This is a genomic window from Amycolatopsis acidicola (assembly GCF_007713735.2).
GTDB lineage: Bacteria > Actinomycetota > Actinomycetes > Mycobacteriales > Pseudonocardiaceae > Amycolatopsis_E > Amycolatopsis_E acidicola.
The window spans coordinates 23,880-41,004 of sequence record NZ_VMNW02000059.1 but is presented as its reverse complement, the minus strand read 5'-3'; the positions used below and the strand labels follow the sequence as shown (position 1 = coordinate 41,004).

The window sequence follows — 17,125 nt, the reverse complement described above, 5'->3', positions numbered from 1 at the left end:
GTGTTCGTGTGTAGAACGGTGTTCGTGACTACTTTCGCGGCGCCCGCCGCCACCACGCTGCCGCCGCGCACCGCGTGGCTCGTCCTGGTCGTCGTGTTCCTTGCCGACGTCATGGACCTGATCGACTCCAGCGTCGCCAACCTCGCCGGCCCGTCCATCCGCGCGGACCTCGGTGGCAGTGAGGTGACGGTGCAGTGGGTGCTCAGCGCCTACACGGCGGCCTTCGCCCTCGGCCTCGTGACCTCCGGACGGCTGGGCGATCTGTTCGGCAGACGGCGGTTGTTCCTGCTGGGCATGACCGGTTTCACGCTGGCGTCGCTGGCCTGCGGGCTGGCCCCGGGCGTGGTCTTCCTGATCGTGGCCCGCACGCTGCAGGGCCTGTTCGGGTCGGTCATGATCCCGCAGGGGCTGGCCCTGGTGAAGATCGTCTTCCCGCCGCGGCGGCTGAGGAAGGCGCTGATGCCGATCGGCCCGCTGATGGGGCTGGCCACCGTGGCAGGCCCGATCCTGGCCGGCTGGCTGCTGCACCTCGACCTGTTCGGCAGCCAGTGGCGGTCGATCTTCCTGATCAACGTCCCGTTCGGCGTCCTCGCGCTCGTGCTCGCGTGGCGCGTCCTGCCGCGCCGCGGCGGCGAGGACCCCGCCGCCCGCCTCGACCTGACCGGCGTCGGCCTGCTCACCGCGGCTTCGGCGCTGTTGATCATCCCGCTCATCCAGGGGCGCGACCTCGGCTGGCCGGTGTGGACGTATCTGATGATGGCCGCCGGGGTCGCGTTGCTCGGCCTGTTCGTCGTGTCCGAACGGCGAAGCCGGCATCCGGTGATCACGCCGTCGTTGTTCCGCAAGCGCAGTTTCGTCGTCGGGCTGGTGATCGTGGCCGGGTTCTACGCGGCGCTGAGCGCGTTCGTCCTGGTCATCAACCTGCTGCTGCAATCGGGCCTCGGCTGGACGCCGCTGCGGACCGGGCTCACGCTGATCCCGTGGGCGCTCGGCACCGCCGTCGCCGTGCTCCTCGCGGGTGCCGTGCTCGCCGAGAAACTGGGGCGCGCGAGCCTGCACCTCGGGCTGGGCATCGCCGTCGTCGGGCTGCTGTCGCTGTGGTGGTCCGTTGCCCACTGGGGCACCGACGTCACGGTCTGGAAGCTCGCGCCCGCGTTGCTGGTGACCGGTTTCGGCTCCGGGCTGGTGTTCGTCCCGCTGGTCGATTTCATCCTCGGCAACGCCACCGCAGAAGAGGTCGGCACCGGCGCGGGGCTGCTCAACGCGGCCCAGCAGTTCGCGGGCGCCATCGGCGTCGCCGCGCTCGGCACGGTGTTCTTCGCCTCGGCCGGACAGCACTCGTACTTCACCGCCGCCGAACTGGTTTTCGGCATCGTCGCGGGGCTGAACCTGGTGGTGCTGCTGTTGGTCGGCCTGCTGCCCAAGCACGCGCAGCAGGCGCACGGCTGAGTTTGGGGCCCGGCCTGTCCGGCAAGGCCAGTGAGATGACCGAGACAGTGCTCACCGCGGATCTGGAGATCGCCTACGAGGTCAGCGGTCCGGCCGGCGGTCGGCCGCTCGTGGCCGTGCACGGCTGGCCGGACGACCCGCACTGCTGGGACGGGCTGCTGCCGCACTGGCACCGCGACGGGTACCGGGTATTCCGGCCTTACCTGCGCGGGTTCGGGCCGACCCGGTTCCGGCGCGCGGACAAACCGCGCAGCGGGCAGATCGGCGCACTCGGCCGCGATCTCGCCGATTTCCTTGCCGTGAAAGAACTTTCGGACGTGCGGCTGATCGGGCACGACTGGGGCGCCCGCGCGGCTTACGTGGTCGGGGCGCTGTTCCCCGACCGGGTCCGGGACATCGTGGCGATGTCGGCGGGCTACGCCTCGAGCCGCGCCGACATCCCGTTGAGCTGGCCGCTGCACCACGCGTACTGGTACGAGTGGCTGGTGGCGACAGGACGCGGCCGTCGCGCGGTGACCGAAGACCGCCGGGAGTTCTGCCGGTACCTGTGGCGCGTCTGGGCGCCGTCGTGGAAGTTCGACGCCGCCGAGTTCGACGAGGCGGCTGCGGCCTGGGACAACGAGGACTGGGCGCCGATCACCGTGCACGCGTACATGCATCGCTGGGGCGAAGCCGAGGGTGACAGCGCTTACGCCGACATCGAGCGGCAGCTGGCGGAACCGGTCCCTGTTCAGCGGCCGACGCTGGTGCTGCACGGAGGGGAGGACGCCGACAACCTCCCGGAAACGAGTGCGGGCAAGGAAAAGCTCTTCACTGCCGGTTACCGGCGGGTCGTGCTCGACGGCGTTGGCCACTTTCCGCCGCGTGAGGCGCCGGAGCGGGTAGCGGCGGAATGCGAGAACCCGCCCACCTGAACGAGTTCTCAGCCGGGCGTGGGCATGCTCGCGCCCGTGGAGATCCTCCTCCGATGACCGCCGTGGCGGTGCTCTGCGCCGCGTTGGCCGCCGTGTGCGCCGCAGTGGGCGCGAAACTGCAGCACAACGGCGTACGCGCGCAGGCCCACGGGCTCCGGCTCGGCGCGCTGGCCCGGAACCGTGACTGGCAGCTCGGGCTCGTCGTGCTGACGACGTGTTCGGTGCTCCAGATCGTCGCACTGATGCTCGCGCCGGTGATCGTCGTGGCGCCGCTCGTCGTGCTCGCGTTGCCGGTAGTGGCGCTCCTGGGCGGGGAGGTCAGTCGCGCGGCGGCCTTCGGGATCGGCGCGATTTCGTTGTCCGTGGGCGCTTTCGTCGCGTTTTCGGCGGACGCGGCACAGGACGCGGACATCCCGCCCGCCGCGGTGCCCGAGTCCGTGCAGCTGATCGCCGTCGTGATGGTTCTGCTTGGTGTGGCGGCATTCCTGAGCCGCGGGGTCACGCGCTGCGTCGCGCTTTCCACCGCGGCCGGGGTGGGCTACGGCCTGGTGTCCGTGCTCATGCGCGACGTGGCCTACTCGCTGCGGACGCTGGGTTTCGCGGAGCTGCCGTGGTTGTCCTTGCTCGGCGCGGTGGTGGCGTTCGCCGTTGCCGCGTGGCTGGTGCAGCTCGGGCACGCGAGCGGACCGCCGGATGTCGTCGTGGGCTGCCAGACGGTGGCGAACCCGATCTCCGCGACGGCACTGGGCATGACCGTTCTCGGCGAAGCGCGCGCACTCGCGCCGGGCACGCTCGCCGCCTTCGCGGTGTGCGGCGTCGTCGCGATCGCCGGGATCGCGGTGCTCTCCCGGCGGGGGCCTTCGTCACAGGGTGAGAAAGCTCACTTGCACCAATGGTTCATCGCGTTGTCGAGGATCTCGATGTCCGGCGCCTTCACCGGCAACCGCGACGGCGGCTCCGGCCGTCCCCGCAAACTGTCGAGCACCAATGCGAAGTAGCGCTTCCACAGATCGTCCGAGATGGGGTGGGTGTACTGCGCCGCGGCACCGAGCATCTTGAACAGCACGATCATGTCCTGCGGCTCGAAATCCTTGCGCAGGCAGCCGCTGCGCTGGGCACGGTCCACCAGTTCCTGCACCAGCGGCACCAGCCTGTCGCGCGCTTCGGCCACGCGCTCGTGCCCGAACGCCTTGCTGACCATCACGTCGTGCAGGCCCCGGTCCGCGGCGATGGATTCCGCGGCGTGCCAAAGGAAATCGGTGAACGCCTGCCACGCGTCGCCTCGCTTCAGCGCCTCCTGCGCCAGCTCACCGATCTCGTCCAGCCGCTCGGCGAACATCGCTTCCACGAGGTGTTCCTTGTTCGGGAAGCGGCGGTAGACAGTGCCCACGCCGAGCCCGGCCTTGGCGGCGACGTCGTCCAGCGTGGTTTCGAACCCGCGCTCGCGGAAAACCTCGCGTGCGGCGGCGATCATGCGCTGGCGGTTGCGTTCGGCGTCCCGCCGGAGCGGCCGCGTCGTTGCGGTCCGCGGTGTGTCCCGAATCATGCGTTCCCATCTCCGTTGAAGTCGAGGTGACTCCTCCACTTCCTGTACGGTGGACCTCGAAGGGGAGGTCTCTACTCCACATAGTACGTCAGGGGAAACCGCGAATGACTGATTCACCCACTGTCGCCGCCGAGCCGGTGAGCTCGGCGCAGCAAGAAGACCCGCATCACGCCAGGCGCTGGCTGATCCTGGTGATGATCGCCTTTGCCCAGCTCATGGTGGTGCTGGACGCGACGATCGTGAACATCGCACTGCCCACGGCGCAGCAGGAGCTGGGCTTCTCCAGTGACGCACGCCAGTGGGTCGTCACCGCATACGCGCTCGCCTTCGGCAGCCTGCTGCTCCTCGGTGGCCGCGTCGCGGACCTGTTCGGCCGCAAGTACGCCTTCCTGATCGGGCTCGCCGGGTTCGCCGCCGCGTCCGCGGTCGGTGGCGCGGCGAACGGCATCGAGATGCTGCTCATCGCCCGCGCCGCGCAGGGTGTGTTCGGTGCGCTGCTCGCGCCGGCCGCGCTGTCCCTGCTGACCACGACGTTCACCGACGTCAAGGAGCGGGGCCGGGCCTTCGGTGTGTTCGGGGCGATCGCCGGTGGGGGAGCCGCGCTCGGCCTGTTGCTCGGTGGCGTGCTGACCCAGTACCTCGACTGGCGCTGGTGCATGTTCGTGAACATCGTCTTCGCCGTGATCGCTTTCGTCGGCGGGCTCACGCTGCTGAAGCACCGCCCGTCGGAGCACCGGCCGAAGCTGGACCTCCCGGGCACGATCACGGCTTCGGCCGGTCTGTTCATGTTGGTCTACGGGTTCGCCAACGCCGAGACCCACGACTGGTCCGACGTCCTGGTCTGGGGCTTCCTCGTCGCGGGTGTCGTGCTGCTGGGCGTGTTCGTCGCCATCCAGCAGCGGGTCGGGAACCCGCTCCTGCCGCTGCGCGTGATCCTGGACCGGGATCGCGGTGGCGCGTACCTTGCGGTGTTCATCGTCAGCATCGGGATGTTCGGGATCTTCCTGTTCCTGACCTACTACCTGCAGCAGAACCTCGGCTTCTCGCCGGTGATCTCCGGCGTCGCGTACCTGCCGATGGTGGCCGCGCTGATGCTCACCGCCACCACCTCGACGGCCACGCTGCTGCCGCGGTTCGGGGCCAAGCCGCTGGTGGCCATCGGCATGGCCGCCGCCGCTGCCGGGATGTTCTGGCTCAGCATGATCGACACCAGCAGCACCTACCTCAACGGTGTGCTGGGCCCGCTGATCGTGATCGGCCTCGGCATCGGCCTCGCGATGGCGCCGTCGATGAACGTCGCCACCGCCGGGGTGGACCGGCACGACGCCGGTGTCGCTTCGGCCACCGTGAACACCTCGCAGCAGGTCGGCGGTTCGATCGGGACCGCGCTGCTGAGCTCGGTCGCGGCGAACGCGGCGACCTCGTTCCTGGCGGGCAAGCAGATGACCGGACAGGTCGTGGCGGAGGCCGCCGTGCACAGCTACACCACGGCGTTCGCCTGGGGCGCGGGCATCTTCATCGCCGGCGCGGTGGTCTGCGGGCTACTGCTCAAGCCGGGCGCGCCCGCCCCGTCCAGTGGCGAACCCGCCGCTGTCCACATGTGACACTCAGCGCCGGTGGGACGACCGCAGGGTCTCGATGACCTCGTCGTCCCACCGGTGCGTGCGGATCAGGCGGTACCGTTCGGCTGCGACCCACATGTAGGCCTCGGCCTCGGTGCGGTCGCCGACGAGGTCCGCCTGCCGCAGCATTTCCACCACCGGGCGGTATTCCTGTTCGTACCACCGGTTCGCCACCGCGACGCGGTCGAGGAAGATGCCCTCGTCCTGCATCAGCCGGAAGCCCCAGGCCTCCACGTGCTCGCCGAGCATCGCGTAGTGCCAGTGCTCCCGGAGCACCACCTCGGCCCTCGCGCCACCGGCCAGCGGCACCCTGTCGAGGAAGAGCCGCCGGTAGTCCTTCACGATCAGATCGCCCCGGTACCGGATCCCGGCCGGGTTCAGCTTCGTCCGCACGACGGTCACGTAGGCGTCTATTGTGGACAGACGAAGCGCGTGCGCGACAGAGACCCGGTGGTGCCCGTCGATGATGAAGTGCAGCTCGCCGACCCGGTACACCTCGATCGGCGGGATGCTCTCGCCGCGGCGCGCGGCCAGCGCGAGCCTTTCCCAGCGTTCCCGCACCCGCCCGGACGTCGGCCGGAACCGGCGGTCGAAGTCGCGGCCGCGGTCCACGCTGCCGACGATGCTGTCCAGCCGGATCACGCGTAACCCCAGCCGCTGCTCGCCCTCGTACCCGAGCGCTTCGACCACTTCGTCGAAGGGCAGCATGATGTTGACGTCGTCGGGTTCGCGGCGCAGCCAGTTCGCCAGCCGCGAGAGCACCTGACGACGGCGGGCGCGCAGGAAGTCGTGTTCGGCGTCGGCCCTCGGAAATCCCGTGCTGCTCACGCGCGCACCCCGTCCAGTTCGAGGATCTGCCGCCCGACGACGTTGCGGATGCGCGTGCCGCCGACGCGGCGATCGGGCGTCCGCTCGCCATAGGGGTGGATGTGCCCGTGCAGCAACCACTCCGGCCCGAGTCGTTCGATGGTCCACTGTAGACACTCGAAGCCGTGGTGCGGCGGGTCCTCACGGTCGCCGAGCCCGCGCGGCGGCGCGTGCGTCAGCAGGATGTCCACCCCGCGGCTGTCCTTGCGCCGTTTGCGCTCGGCCTCGCGCACCAGCCGCCTGGCACGCCGGGTTTGCTGCGCCTGCGTCCACTGGTTCGGGCCGAGGTTGTAGCGCACCGAACCGCCCAACCCGGCGATGCGGAGCCCGGCGACGTCGACCACGCGGCCGTCCGCGTTCGTCCAACCCGGCGGGCCGGGCCACCGTTGCGGGAACCCGGAACGGAGGAACAGTCCACGATGGGACCGGCCGCCGAGATCGGGATCGTGGTTGCCGGGCACGAAAACCGCCGGCCGGTTCACCGCGTCGGCGAGGAATTCGAGGTAGTCGAAAGGAAGATCGCCCGCACCGAGGACGAGATCGACCGCGAGGTCACCGGCCCCGTGGGCCCACAACCGCTGGTCGACCTCATCCGCGACTACGAGGACGCGCATGCCTGAGGAGAATACTGCCTTCGGCGGTCATCCGCGTGCGGACAGCTGACGCCGCCACCCTTCCCGCCCGTCCAGGACGAACGGCCATTCCCCGCGGCAGTCCGCAACTTTTCGTGGAGCCGCCGCGATCCCCTTCGTGGAGCCGCCACGATCTCGGGTTCGCACCCGACGAGCCGGTAACGCGCGATGGCGCCCTGGCAAAGGAACTTGCACACCAGCAGCACCGAGGCAGCTGTCGCCGCGCTGGACCGCAGTCACCAGCAACGATAGCGGTTCCTGGCCTTGCGCGGCGGCGACCCCGACCCGCATCGGCGCCGCGTTCGGCGCGTGTCAGTGGGCGGCGCGTGCGAGGTCCGGATGGTCGGCGATGAAGAACGCGACCGTCGCGATCCAGACCACGCAGAGCGTGAGCGCCCAGAACTTCAGGTTGGTGAGCAACCGGGACATGAGGAAACTCCTTTCACGAGAACAGGAAGAGCGGGACTCAGAGCCACTTGTTCTTCCTGAATATTCGGTAGAGGAGCAGGCACACGGCGAGAATCACGACGAGCGCCAGTGGATACCCGAACTTCCAGTGCAGCTCGGGCATGTAGTCGAAGTTCATGCCGTAGACGCCGGCGATCATCGTCGGCACCGTGATCATCGCCGCCCAGGCGGTGATCTTGCGCATGTCGGTGTTCTGCTGCAGCGAGATCTTCGCGACCGTGGCGTCGACCAGTGTGGTCAGCAGTTCGTCGAACCCCGCCACCCGCTCGGACACCGTGGTGAGGTGGTCGTCGACGTCACGGAAGTAGGAGCGCACGTCGTCCGGCACCAGCCGGGTGAAGCCTTCGGCCAGCCGGCGCACCGGCGTGGCCAGCGGCATCACCGCGCGGCGCAGCTCCAGCACCTCGCGCTTCATCAGGTAGATCTGCTCGGCGCTGACCATCGTGCGGGGAGCGAAGACGCGGGTCTCCATCTCCTCGATGTCGTCCTCGACCGCGCTGGTGACCTCGAGGTAGTGGTCGACGACGTGGTCGGTGATCGCGTGCAGCACCGCGGCCGGGCCGGCCATGAGCCGCTCCGGGTCCTCGTCCAGGTCCTGGCGGAGCCGGGCCAGCCCGGAATGCGCCCCGTGCCGGACGGTGATGATGAAGTCCAGCCCGAGGAACGCCATCAGCTCGCCGGTCTCGACGATCTCGTTGGCCGTGTCGGGCGACTCGTGCTCCACGTACCGCAGCGTCTTGAGCACCATGAACAGCGTGTCGTCGTAGCGCTCGAGCTTGGGCCGCTGATGCGCCTGCACGGCGTCTTCCACCGCCAGCTCGTGCAGCCCGTACATGTCCGCGATGCCCTGGATCTGCTCCTCGTCGGGTTCGTGCAACCCGATCCAGACGAACCCCTCCCTGCGGTGCCGGACCTCCTTGATGGCCTCGGCATGCGTCCAGCGCCCGGGCAGCCGCTTGCCGTCGACGTACACGGCGCAGTCGACCACATAGGCGGACAGCGGCACGGGAATGGGTGGTTGCACCCGGTTCCGGCCGTTGCCCCGGCCGCGCAGGCCACCGAGGGAGGGAATCGCAGGCATTGGGGATCTCCTGGCTGTCGCAGAACGTGCCACGACGACCGGTACGGCTTCTCCGCCCGGTCGTGACCAGCGTTTCCCGTGAAAAGCGCGTCAGCGGGTGAAGGGCACCCGTGCCCGCGGGGGAACGCTGGAGCTACTAGGGAGCGGACTATCGCCACTACTCATCTTGCGTTCCTCACCTCCTCGGGCCGGGGACAGATGTGCCGGTGGTCGCGTTGACGCGACGCCTCCGCTAGTCGAGGGTACTCCTCAACATCAGTCACGTCGTATTCGGTCGATGTGGCGTTACTCCCTGGAGGTAGAGACCAGTGCAGTTCGGGCGGTACTTCGAGGAGTTCGAGGTGGGGGCGGTCTACAAGCACTGGCCCGGCAAGACGGTGACGGAATACGACGACCACCTGTTCTGCCTGCTCACCATGAACCACCACCCGCTGCACCTGGATGCGCACTACGCGGGGGAGACCACGGACTTCGGCAAGAACGTCGTGGTCGGCAACTACATCTACTCGCTGCTGCTGGGCATGTCGGTGCCCGACGTGTCGGGGAAGGCCATCGCCAACCTCGAGGTCGAGTCCCTCAAACACGTGAAACCGACCTTCCACGGCGACACCATCTACGGCGAGACCGAGGTGCTGGACAAGACGCCGTCGAAGTCCAAGGACGACCGCGGCGTGGTCTACGTGGAGACCCGCGGATACAAGCAGGACGGCCTCATCGTGTGCACGTTCCGCCGTAAGGTGATGGTGCCCAAGCGTTCCTACGGTGAAGCCCGCGGCGGCGAGCAGCCCGCGCGGCCCGTGCCCCACGAATAGGAGGCGTGCGTGACGGTCGGTCTGGACGAGGTCAAGCGGCGGCTGCGGACGTTCGCGGCCGCCGAGGCGGCGGAGGTCTCCCCGCTGTACGAGCACCTCGCGGCGAAGGCGGCGGAGGACGACGAGGTGGCGGGCCTGCTGACCGCCGCCCCAGCCGAAACGGCAGGCGGCGCGCTCCTGCTCGCCGCCGCGCACCGGCTCATCCAGGCCGACCCGATCCACCCCCTGTTCCGCTACTACCCGTCGCTGGGCGGGTCCGACGGCGTTGACGACGAGACGTGGCCGCTGTTCCGCGGGTTCCTGCTCGAGCGCGCGGAGAAGGCCCGCGAGATCATCGCGACCCGGCACACCGAGACCAACGAGGTCAGCCGTGCCGCCGGGCTGTACCCGGCGGTGGCGCTGGCGGCGAAACAAGCCGGGGGCAAGGTCGCGCTGCTGGAGGTCGGCTGCAGCGCCGGCCTGTTGCTGGGGCTGGACAAGTTCGGCTACCGCTACCAGTGCGACGGCGGCGAGCAGATCCTCGCCGGGCCCGCCAAATCGGCGGTCGGCCTGCACTGCGCGCTCGACCTCGGTACCGGCGCGGCGCTGCCGAAAGTGCCGAAAAAGGTCGCGGTGGGCGCGAAAACCGGGCTGGACCGCGAGGTGGTCGACGTCTCCGACGAGGACGAGCTGGCCTGGATGGAGGCCTGCGTCTGGGCCGACCAGCTGGACCGGATCCGCCTGCTGCGCGCGGCGGCCGCGGCCCAGCACAAGGACAAACCCGAACTGGTCACCGGGGACGCGGTGGACGACCTGGACAGCGCCGCCGCGCGCGCGGGCGAGCTGCCGCTGATCGTGCTGACCTGCCGGGTACTGCGGCACCTGGAGCCCGGCCGCCGTGCGGAATTCACTGCCGCGCTGGGGAAACTGGCCGCGGACAGGCCCGTGTGGTGGGTCTCCGACGAACCGTACGAAGCCGGCCTCGAGCACGTACTGCCGGGCCGCGACGAGTTGTCGTTCGCCGACACCGGCCACTGCACGCTCGGGTTCACCACGTGGCGTGACGGCAAGGCGGAGGCGAAGGCGCTGGCGCAGACGTCCCGCTACAACCAGCGGATGACCTGGATCGCCGGCTGAACTTGTGCGGCCAAGCGCCTTCCGGTGAGGATGTGCGCATGGCCGTCACCGAAGACACCTGGTACACCCCGCTGACGCCGCTCGCGTTCCTCGAACGGTCCGCCGAAGTCTTCCCGGACAAGGACGCGATCGTCTACGGGGACCGGCGGACGACGTACCGCGAGTTCGCCGCGGAGGCCACGAGGGTGGCGCACGGCCTGCGCTCGCTCGGGGTCGAGGCGGGGGACAGGGTGGCTTATCTGCTGCCGAACATCCCCGAAATGCTCGTCGCGCACTTCGCCGTCCCGCTCGCGGGCGCGGTGCTCGTCGCCATCAACACGCGGCTGGCGCCCGCCGAAATCCGCTACATCCTGGACCATTCCGGGGCGAAGGTCCTCGTCGTCGACGCCGCGCTGCACGGCTCCGTCCCGCCGGGGCTCGACCTGGCAGGCATCGTCACGGTGACCGACCCGGCCTCCGGCGCGAGCCCCGACCCCGCCGTCGGCGGACTGTCCTATTCGGACCTTTTGGCGCGCGGCAGTGACGATCCCTTGCCGTGGACCGTTTCCGACGAGCGCGGCACGATCTCGATCAACTACACCTCGGGCACCACCGGCCGCCCGAAAGGCGTGATGTACCACCACCGCGGCGCGTACCTGAACTCCCTCGCCGAGATCGTCCACTCGCGACACACGCCGGATTCCCGGTATCTGTGGACTCTGCCGATGTTCCACTGCAACGGCTGGTGCACCACCTGGGCGGTGACCGCGATCGGTGGCACGCACGTGTGCCTGCGGGCGGTGGACGCCGGGGAGATCTGGCGCCTGCTGGACTCCGAGGGCGTCACGCATCTCAACGGCGCGCCCACGGTGCTGGTGACCATCGCCGGGTACGACGGCGCGCACCCGCTGGAGCACGAGGTCGTGGTGACCACGGCGGGCGCACCGCCGTCGCCGACCGTGATCCGCCGGATGTCCGAGCTGGGCGCGCGGCTGACGCACGTGTACGGCCTGACGGAGACGTACGGGCCGTACACGGTGTGCGAGCCGCAGGAGTCGTGGCTGAAGCTGGGCATCGGCGAGCGCAGCAAGGTGATGTCGCGTCAGGGCGTCGGCATGATCGTCACCGACGGCGTGCGTGTCGTGGACGAGCAGATGCGGGACGTCCCGCGTGACGGCGTCACGATGGGCGAGGTCGTGATGCGCGGGAACAACGTGATGTCCGGGTACTTCGCCGACGCGGAGGCGACGGAAAACGCTTTCCGCGGCGGCTGGTTCCACTCCGGCGACCTCGGGGTGTGGCATCCCGACGGCTACATCCAGCTGCGGGACAGGGCGAAGGACATCATCGTGTCCGGCGGCGAGAACATCTCCACCATCGAGGTGGAAGCCGCCGTGGACTCGCATCCCGCCGTGCTGGAGGTCGCGGTCGTCGGCGTGCCGGACGAGAAGTGGGGCGAGCGGCCGAAGGCGTATGTCGTGCTGCGGCAAGGGAAATCGCTGGAGGCGGCGGAGCTGCTGGAGCACGTGCGTTCGCAGATCGCCCGGTACAAGGTGCCCGACGCGATCGAGTTCGTGCCCGAGCTGCCGAAGACGTCCACCGGCAAGATCCAGAAGTTCCAGCTCCGCGAACGCGATTGGGGCGGCCGGGAAAGCCGGATCCAGGGCTAGGAAGCGCGCGCCGAGTCACGCCCGGGCGGCAGGCCGAACGCGCGGCTGAACTGCGACCGGCTTTCGTGGCCGACGAGGAAACCGGCTTCCCCTGCCGCCAGGTCCGCCCCGCACCACCCTCAACCCGCACGACGCCGGTTACGCCTAGAACACCGGCGTGATGGTCGCCTCGATGTAGTGGATTTCGCCGCCCCGCACGTCGAAGTGCTCGGTGATCTCGGTGGTCGCCAGGTCCACCCCGAGCACCCCGGCGTCGAGCAGGTAGTGTGCGTCGGCCTGGTCCCCGTCGGTCGTGACCGTCACGTCGCGGATGGCGTCGATGACGCGGTACTGCGGGCCGTTCTCCAGCTGCCACCGGATGTCGGCGCCCGAGCTGCCCGTCGGCAGGCCGTTCTCGACTCGGTGGGCGTCGGCGGCCAGCGGCACGGCCGAGGCGTCGTGACTGAGCAGGGCGTCGATGTAGGCGTGGGCGGCGTCGGCGGCAGGCACGGGGCCGGCGGCCAGCGCGGTTGCGAGCAGGATTCGCATCAGCACCCCGGCACCCTATTGGCAGAGTGGCAACCCGTTCCAGTCCCGGATCACGGGAACCAGGGCCAGGGTGAGGGCAAGGTCACCTCAGCATCGCGGTAACCGGTTCCAGTTGCGGAGCGTGTCGGCCAACCCGTCGGTGAGCGGCAGCGTCGCGAAATCCGTGGAATCCACCCAGCGCGCGTCGGCCGCGTCGTCCCCGGCACGCAGCGTGCCGCCGAGCACCTCGCAGGCGTAGTCGTAGATCTCGTACGACCCGCGCGTGACCATCCCGACGAGCTCCTCCGGCCGCACGTCAAGGCCGGTTTCCTCACGTAACTCGCGGACCACGGCCTCCGCGTCGGTCTCGCCGCGCTCGACCCGGCCACCGGGCAGCGACCACAGGCCGGCGCCCGGTTCGTGGCCCCGCTGGATCAGCAGCAGCCTGCCCGCCTGGTCGTGGAGAACGCCGCCGACGCAGCGCACGAGTGCCATTCGCGGAGCGTATCCCGCCGAGGTGTACACGGAGAGTAGCCGTGCGGTACGATCACGTCCGGACACTGACCCAAGCGCGGGACTTTCCTCCCGTAACGGTGCGCAGTGCGGTACAACGTTAACTGGTGAGCTTGACCGATGCCGGAGCAAGAGACGGGATTGATCGTAGTGAACGCGAAGAAGATAGCCGGGCTGGTGGGTATCGCGTTGGTCCTGTTCTTCGTGATTGCCCAGCCGGGTAACGCGGCGAGCCTGGTCGGCAACATCATCGACTGGCTGCGCAGTTCGGCCGAAGCGGTGATCACCTTCGTCAGCAACGTGTTCAACTCCTAGGCTTGAGGGCATGTTCGCCCCCCGGGACCCAGACGAGTACCTGCTCGACACCGAGCGGCGGGTGGTCAGGGTCCGCAGGCACTGGGCCGTGCTGGCCTGGGACGTGTTCGAGGCCGTCGCGCTGCTCGCGATCTGCGTGATGGTCTCGTACCTCCTCCCGCCCTCGCTCTACGTCGTGCAGAACATCCTCTGGTACGCGGCGCTGGTCGTCGTGCTGATCTTCGCCTTCAAGGTGATGGAGTGGTGGGTCGAGCGCCTCGTGGTCACGGACAAACGGTTCGTGCTGACCAGCGGGGTGTTCACCACCAAGGTCGCGATGATGCCGATCAGCAAGGTGACCGACCTGACCTACGAGCGCACGGCGTGGGGCCGGATGTTCGGCTACGGCACCGTGGTCGTCGAGTCCGCGGGCCAGATCCAGGCGCTGAACCGGATCGACTTCCTGCCCAAGCCCGAGGAGTTCTACGACACGATCTCCGAGCTGGTCTTCGGTGACAAACAGAAGCAGAGCGAACGCTTCTCGATGATCAAGGCCCAGCGCCTGGCGCGCGGCAAGAAGATGGTCGGCTGAGAAAGCGCTTCCGCGCCCCGCGGACACGCCGCCGCCGGGCTTCCCGGCTGGTCGGTTCGCCGCATACGTCAGAATGGGTTCGATGCGCATAGATCTGCACACCCATTCGACGGTGTCCGACGGCACCGACACCCCCGCCGAGCTGGTCGCCGTAGCGGCCAAGGCCGGGCTGGACGTCGTCGCGCTCACCGATCACGACACCACCGCCGGCTGGGCCGAGGCCACCGCGGCGCTGCCACCGGGGCTCACCCTGGTGCCGGGCGCCGAGCTGTCCTGCGTGAGCGAGCACGACCCCGGGCGCGGGATCAGCGTGCACCTGCTCGGCTACCTGTTCGACCCGCTGGCGGAAGTGGTCGTCACCGAACAGCGGCGGCTGCGGATCGAACGCCGGACCCGGCTGCGCGCGATGGCCGAGCGGATGGCCGAGGACGGCCTGCCCATCGACGCGGACGAGCTGTTCGGGCTGCTGCCCGAGGACTCCCCGGCCGGTCGCCCGCACCTCGCGCAGGCGCTGGTCCGGGCGGGCCTGGTGCGCACGGTCGACGAGGCCTTCGCGAGTTACCTCGGCCCCGGGCGCGGGTACTACCTGCCGCGGCGGGACACGCCGGTCGAGGACGCGATAGACATGATCGCCGCGGCCGGTGGGGTGACAGTGTTCGCGCATCCGCTCGCCCGCAGCCGCGGCCGGGTCGTCTCCATTGAGACCATCGTCAAGCTCGCCGAGCACGGGCTGACCGGGATCGAAGTGGATCACCCCAACCACGACGAGGAGGACCGCGAGATCCTGCGCGACCTCGCCCGCCAGTACGGGCTCGTGCAGACCGGGTCCAGCGACTACCACGGGACCAACAAGACGATCCCGATCGGCGCCGAGAACACCGCCCCGGAACAGCTGGAAGCGTTGCTGGACAAGGCGTCCGGCGCGCAGGTAGTGGTCGGCTGAAAGCGTTGTCCGGCTTCTTCGACGCCACCGTCTTCCTGGAAGGGTTCATCACGCTCATCGTGATCATGGACCCGCCGGGGACGGTCCCGGTGTTCCTGAGCCTGGTCGGGCGCAAACCGCCGGCGGTGCGGGCCAAGGCCGCGCGCCAGGCGGTGCTGGTCTCGTTGCTGGTCATTTCGCTGTTCGCCGTGGCAGGGCAGGCGATCCTGAGCTACCTCGGCATCGGGATCCCCGCGTTGCAGGGCGCCGGCGGGTTGCTCCTGCTGCTCATCGCGCTGGATCTGCTCACCGGCAAGGGCGGCACCCAACCCGAGGCCGTCGAGGACGTCAACGTGGCGCTGGTGCCGCTGGGCACCCCGCTGCTCGCCGGGCCGGGCGCGATCGCGGCGACCATCGTGTTCGTCAAGCAGGCGTCCGGGCATCTGAGCGCCTACGTGGCGCTGGCTCTGGCGATCGTGGCCGTGCACCTCGTGCTCTATCTGTGCATGCGGTATTCGGGGCTCGTCATCCGGCTCATCAGGGAGAGCGGGATCCTGTTGCTGGCCAAGATCGCCGGTCTGCTGCTGGCCGCGATCGCGGTCGAGCTCGTCGCCAACTCCGTGCGCGGGTTCATCGCGGGCGGCTGAGTACGGTGGTGCGCGTGGTGGAACAACTGGGGTTCGAATTCGCCGTCGAACCGCGCAGGCTGACGAAGGTCAGCCCGGCGCGGCTGGCCACTTTCGCGGACTGCCCGCGGCGTTACCGGCTCAACTACGTGGACCGGCCGACGCCCGTGCGCACCGGCCCGTGGGCGCACAGCACGCTGGGCGCGGTGGTGCACAACGCTTTGCGCGCGCTGTTCGATCTCGAGCCGGAGCGCCGTACCCCGGAGCGGGCCGCCGCGCTGGTGAGCGAGCACTGGCAGGACGCGGGGTTCGAGAACGCCGAGCAGGCCGCGCGGTACCGGGCGCGGGCGAAGGCGTGGGTCATGGAATACGTCGAGCACAACGACGTCTCGCCGACGCCGATCGGGCTGGAGCGCTGGGTTTCCGCGCCGGTCAACCCGGAGCCGGGCCGGCCGCCGTCGATGATCATCGAGGGCAGGGCGGACCGGATCGACGAGCGCGACGGCGAGCTGGTGATCATCGACTACAAGACCGGCAAGCGCGAGCCCGACGAGTACGAGGCGCGTAGCTCGCAGGCGCTGGCGATGTACGCCGTGGCCGCCGCGCGGACCCTGCGCCGCCCGTGTCATCGCGTCGAGCTGCACCACCTGCCGACGGGCGCCATCGCGGCGGCCGAGCACACCGGCGAGTCGCTGCGGCGCCATCTCACCCGCGCGGAGGAAACGGCCGAGGATCTCCGCGTCGCAACGGATACGCTGACCGCCGGCGGGGATGGCGAGGTGTTGTTCCCGGCGGAGCCCGGCATCCGCTGTTCCTGGTGCGACTTCCGGCCGAGCTGCCCGGCCGGGCAGCAGGCGGGGCCGGCGAAGAAACCCTGGGAGCTACTGGCGCCGTGAGTACGGAGACGGAGGAGCCGGCCATCGCGACCGAACGCCCGGAGCACACGCGCGCGGGCCGGCTGTGGCGTGGGTTCACGGGCTCGCTCGCCGCGGGTCTCGTGCTGCTGGCGGTGATCGTGCTGGGCGCCGGGCTGATCTGCCTGCCACTGGCCGCGCCCGGGCCGGGCGCGGCTTACCTGATCGGGCACCCGGTGGCGGCCGTGCTGGCGATGGTGGCGCAACGCGTCGCCGATCGGCGCCAGGGACGCGTGGCCGGTGCCGCCGGTTTCGTGGTGGTGTTGATCGCGGCGGCCGCTTTGTCGCTGTTCTGGTGGTTCTGAGGGTTTCGCGCCTAGCGCCAGGATTGGCACGCGGGTAGGAGAACTTGCGGTAGCCCCGCCGGGTTTTCGGTGTTGGGGGCGGATGCGCGCGTCAAGGGGCTCGGGTGTGCCGGTGGTGTGGATCGGCCGGGGCTGTGCTTAGCGCCAGGATTGCCATGCGGGTAGGAGAGCTTGCGGTAGCCCCGCCGGGTTTTCGGTGTTGAGGGACGGATGCGCGCGCCATGGGGGCTTGTGTGGGCGGGGTGTATTTCGCGGGCCCGGCACGTCCGGGCGCCGCTCGGGGCGCGGTCGGGTGT

At 69.6% G+C, this 17,125-nt stretch carries 19 protein-coding genes; 13 read left to right on the top strand and 6 right to left on the bottom strand.

Annotated features, from left to right (window positions below; translation table 11 throughout):
* Positions 1–24 precede the first annotated feature (24 nt).
* The 3 genes from FPZ12_RS30450 to FPZ12_RS30440 are packed head-to-tail and all read left to right on the top strand — an operon-like array spanning position 25 to position 3,361.
* On the top strand, positions 25–1,449 hold the full coding sequence (locus tag FPZ12_RS30450; RefSeq protein WP_243770102.1) for a DHA2 family efflux MFS transporter permease subunit: 1,425 nt from the start codon (positions 25–27) through the stop codon (positions 1,447–1,449).
* Positions 1,450–1,484: 35 nt separating this feature from the next.
* Positions 1,485–2,363, top strand: a complete 879-nt coding sequence (locus tag FPZ12_RS30445) for an alpha/beta fold hydrolase (RefSeq protein WP_144754778.1) — start codon at positions 1,485–1,487, stop codon at positions 2,361–2,363.
* A 53-nt stretch (positions 2,364–2,416) separates the two neighbouring features.
* Positions 2,417–3,361, top strand: coding sequence for a hypothetical protein (locus tag FPZ12_RS30440; RefSeq protein ID WP_144754775.1), 945 nt, complete (start codon positions 2,417–2,419; stop codon positions 3,359–3,361).
* On the opposite strand, the gene FPZ12_RS30435 is transcribed toward FPZ12_RS30440, so the two are convergent.
* A complete protein-coding gene (locus tag FPZ12_RS30435) occupies positions 3,244–3,909 on the bottom strand; it encodes a TetR/AcrR family transcriptional regulator (protein ID WP_144754772.1) in 666 nt (221 codons plus the stop codon). The two genes, FPZ12_RS30440 and FPZ12_RS30435, sit on opposite strands and share 118 nt — an antisense overlap.
* Positions 3,910–4,013: 104 nt before the next feature.
* On the opposite strand from FPZ12_RS30435, the gene FPZ12_RS30430 reads away from it, so the two are divergent.
* Positions 4,014–5,513: an MFS transporter gene (locus tag FPZ12_RS30430; protein WP_144754769.1), complete on the top strand. Its 1,500-nt coding sequence runs from the start codon at positions 4,014–4,016 to the stop codon at positions 5,511–5,513.
* Between the two features lie 3 nt (positions 5,514–5,516).
* On the opposite strand, the gene FPZ12_RS30425 is transcribed toward FPZ12_RS30430, so the two are convergent.
* The 3 genes from FPZ12_RS30425 to corA form a co-directional block, all read right to left on the bottom strand.
* Complete coding sequence (locus FPZ12_RS30425) at positions 5,517–6,359, bottom strand: ParB N-terminal domain-containing protein (protein ID WP_144754766.1); 843 nt, start codon at positions 6,357–6,359, stop codon at positions 5,517–5,519.
* Positions 6,356–7,012 carry a metallophosphoesterase family protein gene (locus FPZ12_RS30420; RefSeq protein WP_144754763.1) on the bottom strand — a complete coding sequence of 219 codons (657 nt, stop codon included), beginning with the start codon at positions 7,010–7,012 and terminating at the stop codon, positions 6,356–6,358. Before FPZ12_RS30420 ends, FPZ12_RS30425 begins: the two co-directional genes overlap by 4 nt.
* A gap of 484 nt (positions 7,013–7,496) precedes the next feature.
* On the bottom strand, positions 7,497–8,579 hold the full coding sequence (gene corA, locus FPZ12_RS30415) for a magnesium/cobalt transporter CorA (protein WP_144754760.1): 1,083 nt from the start codon (positions 8,577–8,579) through the stop codon (positions 7,497–7,499).
* Positions 8,580–8,887: 308 nt separating this feature from the next.
* On the opposite strand from corA, the gene FPZ12_RS30410 reads away from it, so the two are divergent.
* The 3 genes from FPZ12_RS30410 to FPZ12_RS30400 are packed head-to-tail and all read left to right on the top strand — an operon-like array spanning position 8,888 to position 12,156.
* Entirely contained in the window at positions 8,888–9,391 is a 504-nt protein-coding gene (locus FPZ12_RS30410) for a MaoC family dehydratase (RefSeq protein ID WP_144754757.1), read from the top strand.
* 9 nt (positions 9,392–9,400) lie between these two features.
* Positions 9,401–10,507 (top strand): DUF2332 domain-containing protein, encoded by a 1,107-nt coding sequence (locus FPZ12_RS30405; RefSeq protein ID WP_144754755.1) that lies wholly within the window; start codon positions 9,401–9,403, stop codon positions 10,505–10,507.
* 38 nt (positions 10,508–10,545) lie between these two features.
* Entirely contained in the window at positions 10,546–12,156 is a 1,611-nt protein-coding gene (locus tag FPZ12_RS30400) for an acyl--CoA ligase family protein (protein WP_144754751.1), read from the top strand.
* A gap of 144 nt (positions 12,157–12,300) precedes the next feature.
* Here the strand turns inward: FPZ12_RS30400 and FPZ12_RS30395 are convergent, their stop codons facing one another.
* Together FPZ12_RS30395 and FPZ12_RS30390 are read right to left on the bottom strand one after the other, a co-directional pair.
* Positions 12,301–12,684, bottom strand: coding sequence for a DUF8021 domain-containing protein (locus FPZ12_RS30395; protein WP_208026079.1), 384 nt, complete (start codon positions 12,682–12,684; stop codon positions 12,301–12,303).
* Positions 12,685–12,771: 87 nt separating this feature from the next.
* On the bottom strand, positions 12,772–13,158 hold the full coding sequence (locus tag FPZ12_RS30390) for an NUDIX hydrolase (RefSeq protein ID WP_144754748.1): 387 nt from the start codon (positions 13,156–13,158) through the stop codon (positions 12,772–12,774).
* A gap of 138 nt (positions 13,159–13,296) precedes the next feature.
* Here FPZ12_RS30390 and FPZ12_RS30385 point away from each other — a divergent pair, with 138 nt between their 5' ends.
* The 6 genes from FPZ12_RS30385 to FPZ12_RS30360 all read left to right on the top strand — a co-directional run bounded on the left by FPZ12_RS30385 (position 13,297) and on the right by FPZ12_RS30360 (position 16,829).
* Positions 13,297–13,491 (top strand): hypothetical protein, encoded by a 195-nt coding sequence (locus tag FPZ12_RS30385; protein ID WP_166462959.1) that lies wholly within the window; start codon positions 13,297–13,299, stop codon positions 13,489–13,491.
* A gap of 10 nt (positions 13,492–13,501) precedes the next feature.
* Positions 13,502–14,062 (top strand): PH domain-containing protein, encoded by a 561-nt coding sequence (locus tag FPZ12_RS30380; protein ID WP_144754745.1) that lies wholly within the window; start codon positions 13,502–13,504, stop codon positions 14,060–14,062.
* A gap of 73 nt (positions 14,063–14,135) precedes the next feature.
* Positions 14,136–15,005 (top strand): PHP domain-containing protein, encoded by an 870-nt coding sequence (locus tag FPZ12_RS30375; RefSeq protein WP_144754742.1) that lies wholly within the window; start codon positions 14,136–14,138, stop codon positions 15,003–15,005.
* A 5-nt stretch (positions 15,006–15,010) separates the two neighbouring features.
* Positions 15,011–15,631, top strand: coding sequence for a MarC family protein (locus FPZ12_RS30370; RefSeq protein ID WP_144754739.1), 621 nt, complete (start codon positions 15,011–15,013; stop codon positions 15,629–15,631).
* A 17-nt stretch (positions 15,632–15,648) separates the two neighbouring features.
* The gene (locus FPZ12_RS30365; protein ID WP_166462963.1) at positions 15,649–16,506 is read left to right on the top strand and encodes a RecB family exonuclease; all 858 of its coding nucleotides are present in this window, start codon (positions 15,649–15,651) and stop codon (positions 16,504–16,506) included.
* Positions 16,503–16,829, top strand: coding sequence for a hypothetical protein (locus FPZ12_RS30360; RefSeq protein WP_144754733.1), 327 nt, complete (start codon positions 16,503–16,505; stop codon positions 16,827–16,829). The genes FPZ12_RS30365 and FPZ12_RS30360 overlap by 4 nt, the downstream gene beginning before the upstream one ends.
* The last annotated feature ends 296 nt before the right edge of the window (positions 16,830–17,125 follow it).